Annotated in this window: 12 protein-coding genes; 5 read left to right on the top strand and 7 right to left on the bottom strand. The window is 50.4% G+C overall.

The window, feature by feature from the left end:
• On the top strand, nt 1-792 hold a 792-nt coding region (locus tag HOK28_13510), incomplete at its 5' end, for a hypothetical protein (GenBank protein MBT6434110.1).
• 70 nt (nt 793-862) lie between these two features.
• Here HOK28_13510 and HOK28_13505 read toward each other — a convergent pair.
• On the bottom strand, nt 863-3361 hold the full coding sequence (locus HOK28_13505) for a hypothetical protein (GenBank protein ID MBT6434109.1): 2499 nt from the start codon (nt 3359-3361) through the stop codon (nt 863-865).
• Nucleotides 3362-3985: 624 nt separating this feature from the next.
• Here HOK28_13505 and HOK28_13500 point away from each other — a divergent pair.
• The 4 genes from HOK28_13500 to HOK28_13485 all read left to right on the top strand — a co-directional run bounded on the left by HOK28_13500 (nt 3986) and on the right by HOK28_13485 (nt 10457).
• Nucleotides 3986-6772 (top strand): hypothetical protein, encoded by a 2787-nt coding sequence (locus HOK28_13500; GenBank protein ID MBT6434108.1) that lies wholly within the window; start codon nt 3986-3988, stop codon nt 6770-6772.
• Between the two features lie 43 nt (nt 6773-6815).
• A complete protein-coding gene (locus tag HOK28_13495; GenBank protein MBT6434107.1) occupies nt 6816-7712 on the top strand; it encodes a hypothetical protein in 897 nt (298 codons plus the stop codon).
• Between the two features lie 156 nt (nt 7713-7868).
• Nucleotides 7869-8675 carry an alpha/beta hydrolase gene (locus HOK28_13490; protein MBT6434106.1) on the top strand — a complete coding sequence of 269 codons (807 nt, stop codon included), beginning with the start codon at nt 7869-7871 and terminating at the stop codon, nt 8673-8675.
• A 168-nt stretch (nt 8676-8843) separates the two neighbouring features.
• Nucleotides 8844-10457: a methyl-accepting chemotaxis protein gene (locus HOK28_13485; protein MBT6434105.1), complete on the top strand. Its 1614-nt coding sequence runs from the start codon at nt 8844-8846 to the stop codon at nt 10455-10457.
• 2 nt (nt 10458-10459) lie between these two features.
• On the opposite strand, the gene HOK28_13480 is transcribed toward HOK28_13485, so the two are convergent.
• The 6 genes from HOK28_13480 to HOK28_13455 form a co-directional block, all read right to left on the bottom strand.
• Complete coding sequence (locus HOK28_13480) at nt 10460-11722, bottom strand: SpoIIE family protein phosphatase (protein ID MBT6434104.1); 1263 nt, start codon at nt 11720-11722, stop codon at nt 10460-10462.
• A 45-nt stretch (nt 11723-11767) separates the two neighbouring features.
• Nucleotides 11768-12889 (bottom strand): hypothetical protein, encoded by a 1122-nt coding sequence (locus tag HOK28_13475; GenBank protein MBT6434103.1) that lies wholly within the window; start codon nt 12887-12889, stop codon nt 11768-11770.
• On the bottom strand, nt 12870-13886 hold the full coding sequence (locus tag HOK28_13470; GenBank protein MBT6434102.1) for a hypothetical protein: 1017 nt from the start codon (nt 13884-13886) through the stop codon (nt 12870-12872). Before HOK28_13470 ends, HOK28_13475 begins: the two co-directional genes overlap by 20 nt.
• Nucleotides 13883-15205 (bottom strand): hypothetical protein, encoded by a 1323-nt coding sequence (locus HOK28_13465; protein MBT6434101.1) that lies wholly within the window; start codon nt 15203-15205, stop codon nt 13883-13885. Before HOK28_13465 ends, HOK28_13470 begins: the two co-directional genes overlap by 4 nt.
• Entirely contained in the window at nt 15202-16530 is a 1329-nt protein-coding gene (locus HOK28_13460; protein MBT6434100.1) for a hypothetical protein, read from the bottom strand. Before HOK28_13460 ends, HOK28_13465 begins: the two co-directional genes overlap by 4 nt.
• A gap of 22 nt (nt 16531-16552) precedes the next feature.
• Nucleotides 16553-17193 (bottom strand): hypothetical protein (locus tag HOK28_13455; protein MBT6434099.1); only part of this gene is annotated, 641 nt, incomplete at its 5' end.

Below are 17193 nucleotides of genomic sequence, written 5' to 3'. Positions count from 1 at the left end.
GCCTACGGTTGTGACCTACCGCCAGAGATCAGCAGTGAGTTGACCAAGGCATTGGAGTCGAAAGACCCGCAACAAATCCATGGGGCACTCACCTTGGTTGCCGGCTATTTGAGTTACCTTGGTGATTGCAGTGTGAAGGACGGTGAGTTTGGAGCAGGCCAGGGCTACGACGATGTTCACAACATCACCGACAACCCAAGCTACGAAGATTTCCAGCATTACATGACTGGTGAGGAAAACGCGACGGCTCGAACCAACCTAGCGGCCGGTGATGTGGAGCTTATTGAAGCGGCCTTCGGTGTTGATTTGGGCATCTCTGGTAGTTCCAGCGTTCAGGATGTGGTCAATGCCGCCATGAATCCGGTGAACGATAAGTGGGCTCATGAGATACTTCACGACAGCAACAAGAGTTCAGCGGAAATCAATGCTGATTTGGCCGCCAATGGACCCACCGGTGCGATGGCTCTCGAGATATTTGGTTCCACGCAGGCAGCGGTTCAAGCCTACTGGGGTGGTCCTCTCGACTCTTCAGATCCTGATACCAAAATGAGAATGGAATTAGGTATGTCGAATGGGGTACCGGGACCAGGCTGTTCAACAGTGGCTCAAGTGGAAGATCAGATTCAAACTTGGGAAGACAAACTCAACAGCATCGGCGATGATGCGCAGCTGGCAAATGTAGACTTGCAAAATATGCTACAGAAGCAGCAGCAGACGCTGCAAATGATGAGTAATATCTCTAAGGCTCTTCACGATACCGCGATGTCGGTTATTCGTAAGATGGGCGGCTGATTAGGTTTTAAGAAACATGGAGAAGAGGGCGGGTTTTATCCCGCCCTTTTTTGTTGGCTCTTTACGTCGCTTAGTTGCCGCTTGCGTCATCTTCCGAGGCGCCGTCATCATCACTCTTTGGTTTGTCTGCTGAATCGGTGCCTTTAGGTTTAGTCTTTCCCTTGCCGGCTTCGGCTTTGAGCTCATCGATATCAATGACTCGAACTTCATCACCCGAGAGTTCAATGGTAACTTCCGCTGTGTTGTTATTGTAATCAAGTTCTGCAAGCCGCTTGTACGGGTTGGTGGTGACACGGATGGTGTAGTTGCCATCGAGTACGGTGGTTACATCAATCCATTGGCAATCAAGGCTTGCAGCATAAATATCTGCGCAGCCAGCGCTGATACCTTGGTTACTGCAGTTGTAGGTGTCACAGGAAAGACCGCTGTCTTGCCAATCCGTAAGGTCCATCACGCACCAACCATTCTTGTAGCCTACGGTTGTGATTTGCCGCCCAATGGGTGTGATAAGTTCGTAAAAAGCATAGTCCTCAAAGTGGTAGTGGTCATGGCATGAGGCGTAAACCCAATCGTCGCCGCCTGGGTATCCAATGGCGAGGTCAGCATTTCCTTGGTTGCCGACCATCGTTCCAAAGCGTAGAACCTTACGTAAACCAGGTCCGCCAACACAACCTTCTGTGATATAGCAATCGTCAGGGTCAACGTAGACATGGTCAATATAGACGGTGTCAGCCATATACTGCTCATCGATGATAAGGTCAGGCGCGTTGCAATCATCTGCAAACCCATCTTCATCCAAATCTTCGTTGGTTCCTGGGATATTGCCCGTACTGCCACCAGCGCAGACGCTGCACACATCGAAAAATGCCCCGCCGTCGCATTCATCGTTGCAATCAAGGGCGCCGCAGTTTCCGCAGAGCGCAGTGTCATTGGTAGGGCAATCGGGCTCTTCATCGTCGTTGTTGCTGACGTAGCCCATCGGCGCATCGAGTCGGCAAACCGTGATGGTTTCTTCGTCGGTTCCATAACCCAGCCCGTCGTCATCGGTATCTGGCCAGAAAACCAGTGGCCCTGGTTCAAAACAACCACACCCAATATTCTCTGAGTCTGGAATGTGGCCCGTGGTTCCTTCGGAGCAAACACCGCAGGTGTCGAGGACGGCTTCGCCAAAGCACAAGCCTTCACAGTCCTTCTCCATGTTTCGTTCTAAGCCGCTGGTTCCGCCGGCGCATGTGTCGCAATCATCAAGTCGGGCATAACCATCCCATTCGCCCATGCAGTCTTGGGCGCAGCCCTTGGTCGCATTGAACACTTTAACGGTTCCGCCTGTTTCCGGGTTGAGGTCTTCCCAAAGAATGGCCAGAAACATTTCCCAGTCACGCCCAGTTGGCAAATCAATGTTCTCGTAGCGACAGCAACCGTAGTTCCAGCTTGCCCCCGCCCAGATATATCCATTAGAGCCGACATTAATCTCACCATAACTTCTTCCCATAAAGGGGAACTGAAAAGGCAGTGTTACCTCTTGGCTGGTGTCGTCGCTAAGGTCTAGGCTCTCTGCATCTTCTGGCGTTTCGTACCATTCAAACGGAGGACCATCATCATGAAGTCCATCTTTCACATCATAACCAGCACCCGTGTAGTCGAAACGAAGTTGAGTTTTATTGGGAACGTTGATGGTGTCGAACTCGAAGGGTATCGCAAAGTCATCGCCTGGAGACTCGATGCCTATGTTGGCTGTACCGAGGCTGTGCATGCTCTTGTATTGAAATGCAATGTCACCGTTTTCGTGAAGGACTGCTTGAAAGCTAAGAGGTCCCTCACCGCTGTATGTGTAAACGTCTTCATAAGACAAAACGACCAAGCGTTGTTCAACGAAGCCACAGGACTCGCAAGCATCGGCTAAACCATTTTCATCGATGTCTATGTTGTCGTCACCGCCAGGGCAGACATCGTCGCTGTTACATACACCGTCGCCATCACTGTCATCTGGGTTGTCGAGCATACATGGGTCACAGATATCTCCGACACCGTCTCCGTCTACATCCTCCTGGTCGGCGTTGGAGTCACTCGGACAGTTATCTTCAGCATCACAAAGCTCATCCCCATCTAAATCGCCACCCACCACAAGTGGGCATGGGTCACAGGCGTTCCCGATGCCGTCGTTATCACCATCGGTTTGGTTTTGGTTGAATAAGCCAACGCAGTTATCGATATCGTCACAGATGCCGTCCTCATCTTCGTCACCGTCGGCAGTATTTGGACATTCGTCGCAAGCATCACCCAGGGTGTCCATGTCGGCATCTTCTTGCTCGGCATTTGCCACTTGAGCGCAGTTATCATTGAGATCACAAACGCCATCTCCGTCCACATCACTACAGATGGCACCGCAATCTTCAGGGCAAGTCGCTTGGCTTTCGCTTTCGTTGCATGTCCCATCGCCGCATCTGGTGGTCGCAGAATCAATTCGATCTTCGTCGATGAGCTGTGCTGCAGAGCATCCGGTTATGCATGTAAAGGAAAGAAGAAGGCTAAACGTCGCCAGCGATTGTCGTAAATTCATAGTGTTCATATTACCATCTCAGGAAGGGAGTTCGGCGTTTTTCTGGGGCATTTTTTAGATTGGTCATCATAGAAAAATGCGGCCCCCGTAGCGAATTTGTGCTCGTTGGAGTTCTTTGGGCAAAGAGCATCCTGTGGACGAGCAATCCTGTGAGACTTTTGCCCGTTCAATTAAAAAAGTAAAGAGCATCAAGGTATTTAGGGCACATAGGCGGTAGGTCTTATGGCTACGTTTCCTTACAATTGTGGCCGTTCCAATATGTATGCGGGAAGCCAGCTTCGGGATTGACGAGGTCGTTGTCAGAATGAGTGGCCCACTGAGGCGCGCAGGCTTGGGATTTGGAGCATTTTGACCGCATGGGTGGGAGAACCGTTATAACGCGGCGCGTATACCTAAGGGCGCGATCTAAGAGTGTTTAAACCAGATTGCTCCCCGCTGAAGTCGTTGCTACGCTCCTGCGCTGTACCGCATTTTAACCAGAGATGGATCGAGTGGGTACGGTAGGGGGACAAAACGAAAGACGAAGTATTCAACACGTGGCCGCATTTTGTTGCAAGGTGGGAATTAGCACAATTCCTGCCGCGGCCAACGCTTTCGTTATTGGGGATACAATCAAGCTAAAGGAGACCACTTATGTCGGTCAGTTCAGTCAGGGCAGAAATGTCTCGTGTCGTACGAGAGGCCTTTGAAAATAATAATGGTGAGATCGATGCCGATGGAATGAAGTCTGTTATCGATGAAGCCAAACGCTTTCGATTAGGATCACGTGAAGTTGAAGCAGTACTGCAGCCTGGCGCTTATTTAGATGGCGTTGATTTAGGCGGTATTCGGTTTACGGCTGAGGCATATAAGTTGGCAGAGAGCCTCGCCTCCGATCACGGTGTTGAGCTTTTTCCTGAGCTTCCCAATGCAAAACCCACAGCAGCAGCCCCGCGTCCCGATGCGCCCAGTGCAGCTTCGTTGCGCGATAATTTCAATGCGGCGATGGCCAAAGGGAAAGATTTAGGAGACATCAAGGACTGGTCGGTGGATACCGCCGGTGCGAATGTAAAGTTCTCAACCAATTCAGCCGGACGAAGCTGGCCAGCTTTGGTTTTAGATAAACGAGAATTTAAAGATCCGGGTGCCCGAGATATCGTTAAAGATAATGCCGATGCGTTCAAAGGTGTGAAGACGGTTGAAGACTTCAAGGCAGCTCTTGATGGTGTTCTTGAAAAAGAATCGGCTTACTTTACTGCCGAGGGCGTTGATGTGAAGAACCCAAATGAGAATTTTGGAATTCGAAATATTCGTCGTAAATCCTTTGTTGATTCTCTCCATAACCAAGCCATTGGGATGACGGATCTCAGTGGTGCTGACGCCACAAAGGCTAAAGGCCTGGTTGAAGGGGCCTCTATCAGTTTGGTCTCTGGGGTTGATTACGACATGAAGGTGGGAAGCCACACGAACTACTGGCCCTACTGGGACAACTATGCACCGCCGCTGGAGAAGATGCTTGAGCAAACGGAAGAGGGCAGCGATGCTCATTTTCAAATCAAGAACCGGCTGAGAGATATTTACCGGCGTAAGACCCACAAGAATAGCTGGGGACGCTCAATCAATGAACGTAATTTTGAATCGAGTATTCGGCTCGCACTTGTTCACAACCCGCAATACACGAGTGGTTCCGGGCACCGTGTTTCCGTTAAAGAAGGAAGCACACCATTTGCGCCCAAGTACGAACTCCTTACCGTGAAGGCGAGTGGTCTTCCGGAAGGGATGGAGAAGTACGCAGGTCTGCAGATTGTTCGCGACAGCGATGCAGGCAACACTTTACGCTTCGATTATATGGGCGACGGTGATTCTGAGCAGGCGGTACTGGCCAAGAGTATGGTGGGTAAAGCCATTCCCGAAGAGCTGAAAGCCCATATCGATGCGAAGGAGCTGTCTAAAGATGATTTAGACGGCTTAACGATGCGAGATTTCGTAACCGGCGAAAAAGCTCGAAAAAATATTTCGATGGATTGGGACAGCAATGGCTCTATCAATGTCGCCGAGATTAGCATCGGTTGGTGGGGGCACTGTCACAACGAAGCTCCCTTGAACGCCATGGATATTGACCCCAGTAAAGATGTGAAATTTTACCGGGCCAATCGCGGCGTCGATGCCGAGAAAGCTCTTAGCACTTACTCCACCGATGATGCCTGGGATATCGCCGGGGCATTCGTATCAGATCACGAAGGCCGTCCCGAGTGGGCTGTGGCTAGCACAGGACGTGCGACACACAGCGTCGACGATACTGAGTTTGTCGGTTCACGTAACGATGGAAGCCATGCTTTGGCATTGCATTTACCCGGAGGACGAAAGCTTGAAGTCGATGCCGAAGTTAAGAAGCTCACGAATGCCGATGGTGATGGATTGAACCCGAAATCTATCTTTAGGGAAAACCTAGAGAATGAAGATGGCTCATTCAGTAGCAATGGCCAGCACCTCTCTACCGAAAAGGGCGATTCGATTACCATCGATGTGACCAAGCACTCAATGAGCTTGGATACGGAGTATTATACATTTGGTTCAGATGGTTACCCGGTCAAAAAGACGGGGTCTGTCACACTCGACCCAACGAAAGATGAGTTTGTGAAGCTCTCCGAGGATATGTCCCGAGACCGGGGCGGACTTGGTGGCACCATTACTGAGCACCACTACAACGCGAAGACAGAAGAATATTTCAGTGTGACCAAGACGGTGGGCGAGGATAATAACTTTGAACCCAAGGAGACGACTCGCTCTGAGCCCGTCTCAGTTAGCCAGCTAACGCATACAACGGAGACGGAGTATGACTCACCCAAGGAGATCTATGAGTTTTTTATGGATAATCCGGGCATGGCTAAAACCTATGACACGACCTCTGGGAAGGCCGTTTGGAACTACCCGGTTAATCGAGAAAAGCTGGATATGACCAACGAGGTGGTTAAGGAAGAAAACGGCCGGGATTTTACCTACCGAACTTTCAATCTTGCTTACGAGACCATGGGTGGACCGAATAAGAGTCAAAAGTTTATTTTGAAATACAATGAGGCTGGAAAAGTCGTCGACAGTTGCGCCTTGGATCCAATGCCTGATTTTGCCTATCGAAATGACCACTGGGAGTCAGCTCCGGTTACAACCGACAGTCAAGGTCGCACGGCATTCAACGTGATGGCACTCGATAAGGGCTACTTGTTGAGCGAAGGTGGGAATAGTTTTGACGATATCGTTACCGATATGTGGCACACGCAAGCAACGCTTCTTTATGCTTCCCTCACCGATGAGACTCCAGAGGGGCATGCATTTATTTTTCAAGCTCAAGATGGGAAAATCATAAGCTTTGAAAATCAAGAAGATTTCAATGCCGCGGTAGAAGCGGACAAGAGTCTACGTTCATCAGAAGCGGGCCAGTAAAAGCTTGACCACGAATAAGCTTAAATTTCGAGAAGAGGATTGAATGATGCAAGATAAAGTTCTTCACAACACCTTAAGCCAGCGAATGAAGTCTTTCTATGAAGAGTATTTCGACCGCGCACCTGAAAATCGTTTTGAATCGTTTTTGGCAGGAGGTCATCGGTCTTTGCCAGTGATGCTCGATTGTTTAGAGAGCGATGAAGCAGACGCGGAAGCACGCACGGATGCTTTGATTGCGATTGGCCGAGTATTTGAAGCAAATGGCCCAACCGCTGATGCATTGGATATGGTGGTTCACCACGCTAAGCGTATGGCGGATGCCGGCATGACGGCTGAACGTCAAGCGGCTCTTTTCGCGATTGGGCGTTCACGGGCGGAGAGCTTGATTAAAAGTTTTTTGCCGCTGATTGACTCAGACACGACCGAAGCGATCAACATTGGTTGTCGTATTATGGGCTATGCGCGATGGGGTGGTGCGGTCGACGCCATTTCCAAAGTAGCTTCTCAGAAGGATCCCAAAACGCTCCACGCATCTACATGGGCGCTTGGTGAAATTGGTGGTGAGGCTGCCGTTAAGGCTCTTTTGGATTTACTGAACGATGAAGTATCGCTGGAGCATGCATTGGATGGTCTCACAGCTGCGACGCCGCTGGCTGCCTTGGAAGCTATGGTGGGTCTATTGTCTCACGAGAATACAAAGATTCGCTTAAGCGCTATGATCGGTGTTCGGTCCGTGGTGGTTGAGCACAAGGAGACGCTTTTGACTAAGGGGGCCGATTGGATGTTGAACGCCTTGAATAAGGCGGTTGAAGACAGCACGCCTCCAGTCGGTGTTTTTGCTATGCTTACCCTGGCGGAGCTGGGTCGAAAGCTAGATAAAGAAGCGGCGTATCGAGTTCTCAATATTCAAGGGCGGCCCGAGCAAGCTTCGGCAAATTAAAGTCTTCAAAGTAGAATAGATTGAGAAGCTCTCGTTGGGACTACGCCAACGGGGGCTTTTTTTTTAGAGACGCGAGGGTGCGAGGTGCATCTGTTTTCAATTTTTGACCATCTAGCATGGGCCTTATGAGCCATTATCCGTTACAAGGCAGTTAAGATGAAAAGTCAGACTGCCTTAGATCCCCAACCCACTGTCCTCGATGGTACCGTTGGAAAAATTGCCTATGCGCAAGCCGGCACCGAAGGGCCTTGCTTGATTTTAGTACACGGCTGTCCCGGTTCGCGTTGGGACTTTCGGTGGTGGCTCTCTGAGTTGAGTCAGTGGGCGCGGGTAATTGTAGTGGATATGCCAGGCTATGGAGATGCTACGCCTACCCAATTTCCCGCCACAACTGCTGGCCGCACCGCCTACCTTTCGGAGGTTTTGGATACACTGGATATCGACAAGGCATTTGTAGTCGGTCATTCATTTGGAGCCACTGCGGTTGTGGATTTTGCCCTTCGTTACCCTGAGCGAGTTAAAGCCATTGCTCTCTTGGCTCCAATCGGGCCCAGGATTCATAAAGGCCTTAGAAGGTTTAAGGCTCGAGGCCTTTTTCACCGTCTCGCTAAAGTTCCTCGCTTTGGTGAACGAGCCATTTTAAAGCTCAAAAATGGAATGACACGCTCGGGTTTTTCAGAATATCTGACGGTAGGTGAAATTATTCGTATGTTGGATCTTTTGGCCGACTTCGATTTTGAAGCCTACGCCCAACAGCTCACACAACTCGATGTTCCTGCGTTCGTCGCCCATGCTATCGACGATCCACTCATTGAAATGGGCATTGTTGAAGAGCTGGTGAATCGATTGGGAAGGCCTCGCTTTCATGTCTTGGCCACAGGAGGTCATGCGATACAGAAAACGATGGGCATCGAGCTCAGCGAATCTCTCAGGAACTGGGCCCAGGAACACAGCGACGCTTAAGCCTACCTGAGAGAGTAAATATCGATGATGAGATGTCGTTTATTTCCCTACAAAAAGAGGCTTAGAGCCCCAGGACTCGGTGGATGCGGTCTAGCCGATTGGCCTTCGACACGAAGACATTGATAAGGTTTAGCAATTATTAGGATTTATCAGTCCAGAGAGGAAGTTATGTTGGGGGCAGGTGGAACCATTCGTTGGCGAATAACCGTTGGAACGTCGCTCTTATTCGGAGCAACCCTTTTGACCACGCTTCTTGTGGTCAATTTCATGCAACGTAACAGCGCCGATAAAAATCTCGAGTTGGCTGAAAAGAATATCATTACGAGCATGGATCGTAGTGGGAAGATCCTTACCCACAGTCACGGCTTGGTGATGGGTCAGTGGCTGGCCGATGAGGCGAATGAAGAAATCCAAAGTTTAGTTGCCTCAGCGGTCAAAGACGATGGGACGCTTTTGTATGGACTCGTTGTGGATGCAGACAGCACTGTGGTTGCGTTCTCCCATCCCCAAAATGAGACAGGTGATCCTGATGATGATGAAACGACGCTTGCCGAAAGTATCGAGGCACTTGGAGCGCCGGGTGAAGAAAAACGCGAAGTAAAGCTGGGTACCAATCGAGTATTTGAATATTCGAGGGCGATTGAGGCAGATGGAGAAACAGTAGGCTACATTCGCTATGGCTTTGATAATAAAGCTGTTGTGGCGGCCGTTGAGCAAGAACGAGAGCGCCAGTCTGATTCCCTTAATTTACTGCTCTTAACTCTGATAGTCATCACCTTTGCAGGCCTGGGAATAGGCTGGATTGGCAGTGGGAAACTGGTAGACCAACTTGTGGCTTCGCTCAATGAGATGGTTGATACGGTCCGTGATATTGCAGAAGGTGAGGGTGACCTCACTCGGCGAGTTGCAACGGATGGCGCAGGAGAGATCGGTGAGCTTGCTACATGCTTTAATACCTTTCTGAATCATTTGCAGGTTTTGATTCGCGGAGTCGGTGAAACAACCATGACTCTTGCAGATGCATCTGGGAATCTAACAGATACTTCAAACTCGATGACTCAAAATGCTTCGATAACCTCGGAACAAGCAAGTCAGGTCAATGCTTCGGCGTCGCTTGTAAGTGATAGCAGTCAAAATGCGGCTGCGGCGGCTGAGCAAATGCAGTCGACCATTGGAGAGATTGCCCGAAACGCGAACCAAGCAGCAGATGTTGCGATGATGGGTGTACAGACCGTCAGCGATGCCAATCAAACGGTTGAAAAATTGGGAGAGAGCAGTGCTGATATTGGTAAAATCATTAACGTGATTACATCCATCGCCGAGCAAACCAATCTCTTGGCTCTCAACGCCACCATTGAGGCGGCGCGTGCGGGGGATGCTGGTAAAGGCTTTGCGGTTGTTGCATCTGAGGTTAAAGACCTTGCGGGCGAGACCGGTAAGGCAACGACTGAAATCAGTCACCGAATCGAAGCTATTCAAAAAGATGCTTTAGAGGCCATGACAGCCATTGGTCATATCAGTGCCGTCATTAATGAGATCAATGAGTTGCAGGGAAGCATTGCAGCAAGCGTTGAGCAACAAAGTCAAACGATGATTACGATGACCACCAGTGTGCACGGTGCCGCGGAAGCGAGTATGGCGATTACGGAGAATATCAGTGTGGTCGCAGAGACGGCAGCGTCAACGATGTCTGGAGCCGAGCAAGCCGGAGGAGCATCGGAAAGTCTACGCGAGATTTCTTTCAAGATGGACGACTTGATTGAGCGCTTCAAATACGAGTGATTTTATCGGCACCGTTTGAGGATAAAGATAGTCATATCGTCATTTTGAATTGCATTTTGCGCGAATCCCGCAATTTCTTCCACCAAACCCGAGACCATTTTCTCAGCGGAGTCGTCTCGATGTTCCATTAAGTATTGAACGACTCGGTCTTCACCAAAGAGTTCATTTTGTTCGTTAGGGTACTCGAAAAAACCATCACTCATCACAGCAAGAAAGTCTCCCGCTTCAAAGACAAACGGTTTGGGCGGTGTGAGGGGAGCGTTCTCTAGAATCCCCAGCGGAACAGTTGAAGCATCAAGGGTATCGTGTGACTTGTCGTTGTAATGGAAAAACAACAACGGACCTTGGCCCGGTGCGTGGTATTCGAAACGATTGGTTTTACCATCTAAAATCCCCACGATTGCCGTGATAAAGCGACTGGTACTCAAATCGGCAGCGAGCTGGTTGTTGAGGTGTTTGACAATGTCATCCAAGCTCGCGTCAAAACGAATGGCCATGCGAATCATTGAACGCATTTGCGTGACGGATAAGGCAGGACCTATGCCATGACCGGTAGCATCGCCCAGTAGTAAAAGCGATCGAGAAGCATCCAGAGAGACTGCATCGTAAACATCACCTCCTGTTTCATCCGCAGGCCGGTTCCAGGCAGCGATGTCATAGCCTTCGACTTCTGGCATCTGTTTTGGGAAAACATCTTGCTGAATTTCCCGTGCGACCATGAGGTCATGGTTTCGTTTTTGTTGGGTCACATAGTCTTGGAGCCATCGGGTTCTCTGTAGAGCCACAGCGCATTGTGAGGCCAGGACCGAGGCAACTGCGCAGTCTCCGAAATGAAACACTCCGTCGCGTTTATTCAGCACCTGCAAAACGCCGACCAGTTCTCCGTTGACGCCGATAAGTGGAATCGCGATTAGACAGCGAGAAACGTAGCCGGTCGCTTTGTCGATTTCTTGATTGAAACGCTCATCTGCATAGCAATCTGTAACATTTACAATTTTTTGTGTGGTCGCGCATTCACCTACGATACCCACACCTTGAGGGACGCGGATTTCTTTGTTGCCCGTGGCGACACGTGAGACCAGTGAGTCGGTGCTCATCTCGTAGAGAAAAACAGTCCCACGCTCAGCATCTAAAACATCTCTGGCAAGGTTAATGACTCGCTCAAGCATGGCATCTAAATCGGCTGCTGCGCAGAGTTGTTTGGTGACGCTTAAAATCTTCCAAAGCTCGTCGGTTGAAAGATCAGGTGTTTCAGTTTCTTGCATGCGTACAGCCTAAAAAAAAGCCGAGGTGCTTACAAGTACCTTGAATCAATCGTTTACAAAGATGGCCTCTTGCATGGCTTTTGTGCTGATTTTTTGGGTTTCACCGTGCAAAGAGTAGGTGGCATCAATGCTGATCTCTTGCCGGAAAAGCCAGGGATTGGTGAAGAACGTCCTGACAATGACTCTTAGGAACCAATTGAGTTGTTGGAGTACATCAATCCGGTTGATGGGTCGCTCGCGGGTAATGGTAGCTTTGAGTTTCAGTTTGGGATCTTGGGAGGTAACTTCAAAGGCTGTAGGTATGGAGTAGCCACTTTCCTCGTCTTTTTCGAAAGCGGTCGCTTTCAGCACAGCTTTATCGGTGGCATGTAGAATTTTACCACCTTTAGCCAGCACAAGCAGCGTGTAACCCTCTGGCATATCGTCGCTCGGCTCAAATCCGCCGATAATCAAGGACGTTTCGCCGTCCATAACACGGATGCGATGCCAGATTTTACTGTAGACGTGCAGTGCAACATTCTGAGCAAGGTGTTCAACAATGGCGCGGCCGGTGAGCTGGTGCCACTTGTTGTTGATGCGTATTCTACCAGTGGCCACTGAGTTGATGTGGGGCATATTATAGCCGAGTTCATCTTTACGCTCAGAGTCAAGGTAGACCAGTGGCGGGTTAAACCCGGGAGCTGTGCGTTTCATAACCATATCGATGGCCAAACGGTTCAGGGTGGCTTTCATGCTGATGGTCTCTCCATCACCTACCCAGGTAGCTTTGCCGCAATGAAGTTCGAGCTTATCCGTCTGCCCTTTGAAATGCTTCCCCTTGAGTTGGAGGGTTTCAACATCCGAGTGGCCATCGGGGGTAATAATGGCGATGTTTAATCCGCAGGTATTGTCACCAATCCCCATATTAGAAATGACGAAGTTTGCGAAAATGTGAAAGCCGTCATCGGTTTTCCAGTAAGCGTTCCAGGTTTGAAAATATTGCTCACGGGGGCTGGGCCGATACGCAGCATCTTTCATATCGAACGCGTCGTTGAGCGCGGCACCGCTGGGAAGCGTGGGCTTGATCAGCGTTAAGCTGGATGCGGAACTAATGGATAGTGGAAAGAGGCTAAGCATCAGAATGCTTGCCAGAATTTTTAAACTTGAATCAAAAGTCTTCAGTTGCATTGCCCTGCTCGTTTACGGCGAGTCCAATTTTACCCGCATCCCATGTGGCCGGGGGAACGTAGTACATCAGATAGGAATCGCCAACCCTGATATTACTTACCTGTGTTTGGCCACCTTCTAGAATGGGGTTATATGCAAATCCCTCAAAGCTTTGTCCATCCCACGAGGCCGCAAAACCAATTTTATCTGCAGTGCCATCACTGCCCGTGAAGAGCAAGCGGTAGAGGGTACGGCCGGTGCCAGACGTTGCTTTTTTTACTTCAGGTTCCCGATTTCCCTCTTGATTCCAGCAAGGCGCCTCGTTCCCGCTGCTCTCGGAGCAGTTGATATTGGGTCTAACGAGAGGTCCCCACTTCTCGAAGGCTCCGGATTCCCCGAGTTGCCCGCCGGCGATTGTCGTAGGCACATTTGGCGCTGAACGTGCGGTATAATAGATTTTGATGTGGTCGTTCTCTAGGACCAGAGAAGGGGAGCTTATGCCTTCGGCTTCAAATGGTTCGGTGGCTTCGATGACCGGTGAGTCTCTCCAGACAAAAGGACCTTCAGGGGGGCCATCGGCAAGATATATAGCGCCCGGCTGGCCAGCCAGTGCTGCCATCACACAGGTGCTTTCGATACAGCTTAGGGAAGGGGAGCTTAGAATCCCGCCAGTACCTGCAGGGCTTTCGGCGACCACGTTCGATTCTCCGAATGAGGTCCCTCGGGTTTGTGAGGTGAAGAGCAAAATGGTTCCTGTGCCGTCCCACGAAGTTGAGTGTACGTAGAGGTAGACCAGTTCGCCGACCAAGACCGTCGTGGGTTCGCCAAAAGTTTGAGATGATGAAGAGGCGGGAGCCAAGACGATATCGGTTGGTGGTTCACCGAGCGATGCATTTTCATACTCCATGATACCGCGGTTGGGTAATGCGTCGCCGCCCCCCTCCCGGCCGCCCAGCTGGGCGCAGGAAAGTAGAAGGGTCGCTAGAGAAATGGATATCAGTGCGGTGTTAAGATTCAAAACTGTACTCCTAACGTCAACGAGGAGCCGAGGATAACACCTGAGATGGTATAGTCTCCAATCAGGTCAGCCGGGCTGTCTTTGTTATAGCTGCGATTTTGCATCCATATTGCTTGAAACACCCAATCGAGCTCCAGAGGCGATTCAAGAACGGGTCGCAAATCGAGTAACTCAAGACCCAGCCCGATACTGGTACCGTGTTTGTGGCTGTCTGCGTAATTCGTGTTTTGAGTTTGGTTGGGTGCAGGGCTGGGTTCAAAGAAATAGCCAACGCGTGAAAGTAAGCGAATCTTTTCTCCATGTAGGATTTCGTTTTCCAGTCCCAGCCGTGCAATCACAATATTGCTGAAGTTGGGATCTTCAATAACCGCCGTTTCTGGCAGTGCCATTTCAGCAGCGCCGGTATCGAGTTCCATCGTGATGATAGATGCGGGTGCCTTAAATGCACTCCACTGAAGCCAGGTAATATCTGCCGTAAGTAGCCAGGTGCCTGCATCATACTCCAAGCCGGCACTGACTTGGCGCGGAGAAAAGAGGTTGGTGCTAAGTGATGAGAGCGCCAGTCGGCCATTTTCAATCAATTTCTCTTCGCTGGAAGAACCACTGCTGGTGACATCGAAGTCAGCTGCTACGGTGAGGTCGAGATCGAGCTCAAACATTTCTCGGTACGTGAGACCCAGACTCCACCGAGAATTGATTTTCCAATGCATGGAAAATGTAGGGTAGCGAACCGACTCAAATGCCACATCGATGCCACCTATTAAGACACTATCGTCTGGATCTGTAATGCTAATATCTCCCTCCAGCATCACCGTACCGCGGGTATTGGTGAGGTAAGTAAGCCCTCCACCAAAACTTAAACCTTCCCAAGGTTCCCAAGCGAAGCTTGTGGTGATGACAACACGTTGCGGCCGATTATCGTAAAGAACAAAGCGGGGTTGCATTTGAGCCAGGGAGCGTATTCTGGTGATTCGGTCATCCGGTAAAAAGAAGCTAAGCGAAACGGCAAAGGATTGGTCCAAGAGTCGCTTGGGCAGCGTGACCCCGGTGTAGAGCCCGCTGACTCGGTCAACGCCAAGGTTGCCTTCGTTCATATAGAGTTCAGGCTGAATGTATATATATCCCAAATCGAGCCGAAGCCCTGGTATTTTGGTGAGGGCAGCTGGGTTGTAATAGTTGGCACTGGAGTCTTGAGCTGAAGCCGTTCCTGCACCGCCTAAAGCAATGATCCGCGTGCCAACGCCAAAGGCGTCAAAGGGGTTCGCTTCGGCATGCAAGGGCATCAAAAACAAAAGAAGTAAAAGAGAGAGCTTTCTCAAAACTGAACCCCCAACTCCGCCGCCCAGAGGAAAATATAACCACGGTGGGAGATAGATGGATAGCCGGGGTTAAGTGGTTCTTGGTCAGCGAGCGCAGCGTCTTTTTGATGGGTTCGTGGGGTTAAGGCATGAACCTGCCCTGCAAAGTCTAATGTGAAATCATTGTATCCAATTCCCAAACCAGCACCGAGAATATGACGGTCATTGGAGAGGTAGTTGTGGAAGTCTGTTTGTTGCGGGGCAGGGCTGGGTTCGAACGTATAGCCAAGCCGCGGTTCCCAGAGGCAGCTCTTCCAGTTGATGTGGGCCTCAATACCAGTGTGGAGAACGAGTGTGTCCTCGAAGGCAGGCTCAGGCTGAGCGGGGTAAGTTTCTGAGGCCGCAGGGTACTCGATGGGGTTTTCGAAGTTCGACCAGCCTTTGTAGGTTGCAGCGAGCGAGAGCGAGATGAATTCAAGTCCATGGTAAGAAAATTCTACGCGAGCTTGATGTGGGTCGTATTGAGCCGTTCCGGCGATATTAAGCGGTGGAATGGGAATCTCAACAGATGTGCCAAGTTCGGCTGTGACCGGGATGCTGTACTTTGCCAAAGATTCGCCGCGCCAACTTAGTGCAAATTTAAAATCCCAGTACGGCCCCACCAACACTCCAACCACGGGAGCAAAGTGTGCAATGAGAGAGTCTTGTACTTGGGCTGAAACTTCGCCCGTGATGCTGGGTCCAGCATCAATGGAACCTTCTAGAGTAGCGAGGGCAAGGGCTCCGACACCGATGGAGAGCTTATCAAGAACACGTATCCCTAAAGCCAATTGAGCACTCAATGTTTGGGCTCGTGTCTCAAGCAGTATGAATGACGGCTCGGAGGGCTTTGCGGTTCTTGCCAGTAAGATGGCGCCCTGGGGTAAGACGAATCCAAAGCCAAGGCTGATTCTGTTGGCCAGTGCGCCGCCGAAAGGTAAGGGAATGCCAAAACCAAGAATGAGCGCTGGACTGCTTTGAGTTGGACGATTCAAACCATCGATTCTCAGATCAAATGATGCGTATTGGAAGGCAATGGAGAAGCTGGGAGCAGTTGCAAGGGTAAGCGCGGCCGGGTTGTAATAAACGGCGGAATGTCCCCTTGCACTGGTCGCAATGGCCCCGCCAAGCGCTGCGCCTCGGGCACCATAACCAAAGAGGTCCAAAGCACTTCCATGGGCATTAAGAGGCGAGAATAGAGCCATCAGGAGGCAGACTGTGATGGTGAATTTTGAGCGCTGGTAGGACATTGAGTGATGCTTCGCCTTGGCTGATATCGTAAGGACCTCACTTAAAGCGTCCTGCATGATCAGGGCCGAAGCAAGAGGTTTATGGTGTTAAACCTCGTTCTGTCTCGAGCTGATCTTCAGGAACCCGCAGCCCTAATTTTGTGAACTGTTCGGGTGAGATTTCCTCGATGTATTTCCGAGCGGCTCGTCCTTTTAAAGATGTAATGAATTCGGCGCCAAGGATGACGGCGATGCCACCAACAATGTCCCTTAAGCCCTGGAAAAGCAGCATGTCCTCCACTTCGCCTGAGCTTAGCTTCGCCAAGTCCTCTCCGAAATAAACGCCTTCAAAGAGAGCAGCTGCGAGAATACCGGGCCATCCACCGGCAAAAATACCGAGGCACATGGCACCTACAGGAATAGAGAGCCGGATCATCCCACCAATAGCCTGCATCGCTCCGCCGGCCATGGTGAGCAATGATTGATGAATGCCCTCGGAAGCTATGGCGCGAACAATGATTTGTTTCGACTTAAGGACGATATGGTCTCCGAGTAGTCGTGGGCTATCGACCAATACTGCGACCGCTTGAAATGGCATAAAGATTGCCGAGGCAAGAACCTTGGCGAATCCTCGACCGATTCGTCGTTCGACAAAAATCTCCCGAAAACCGGCAATGATTCCCCGCTCGCCGCTTATAGCACGTTTAAGACCAGCGAAACCTTTGAGCGGTTGGGGTGATT

Source organism: Deltaproteobacteria bacterium, from assembly GCA_018668695.1.
Taxonomy (GTDB): Bacteria; Myxococcota; XYA12-FULL-58-9; order XYA12-FULL-58-9; family JABJBS01; genus JABJBS01.
Note: the sequence above shows the minus strand (reverse complement) of the source record. Positions and strands in the feature narration are given on the sequence as shown.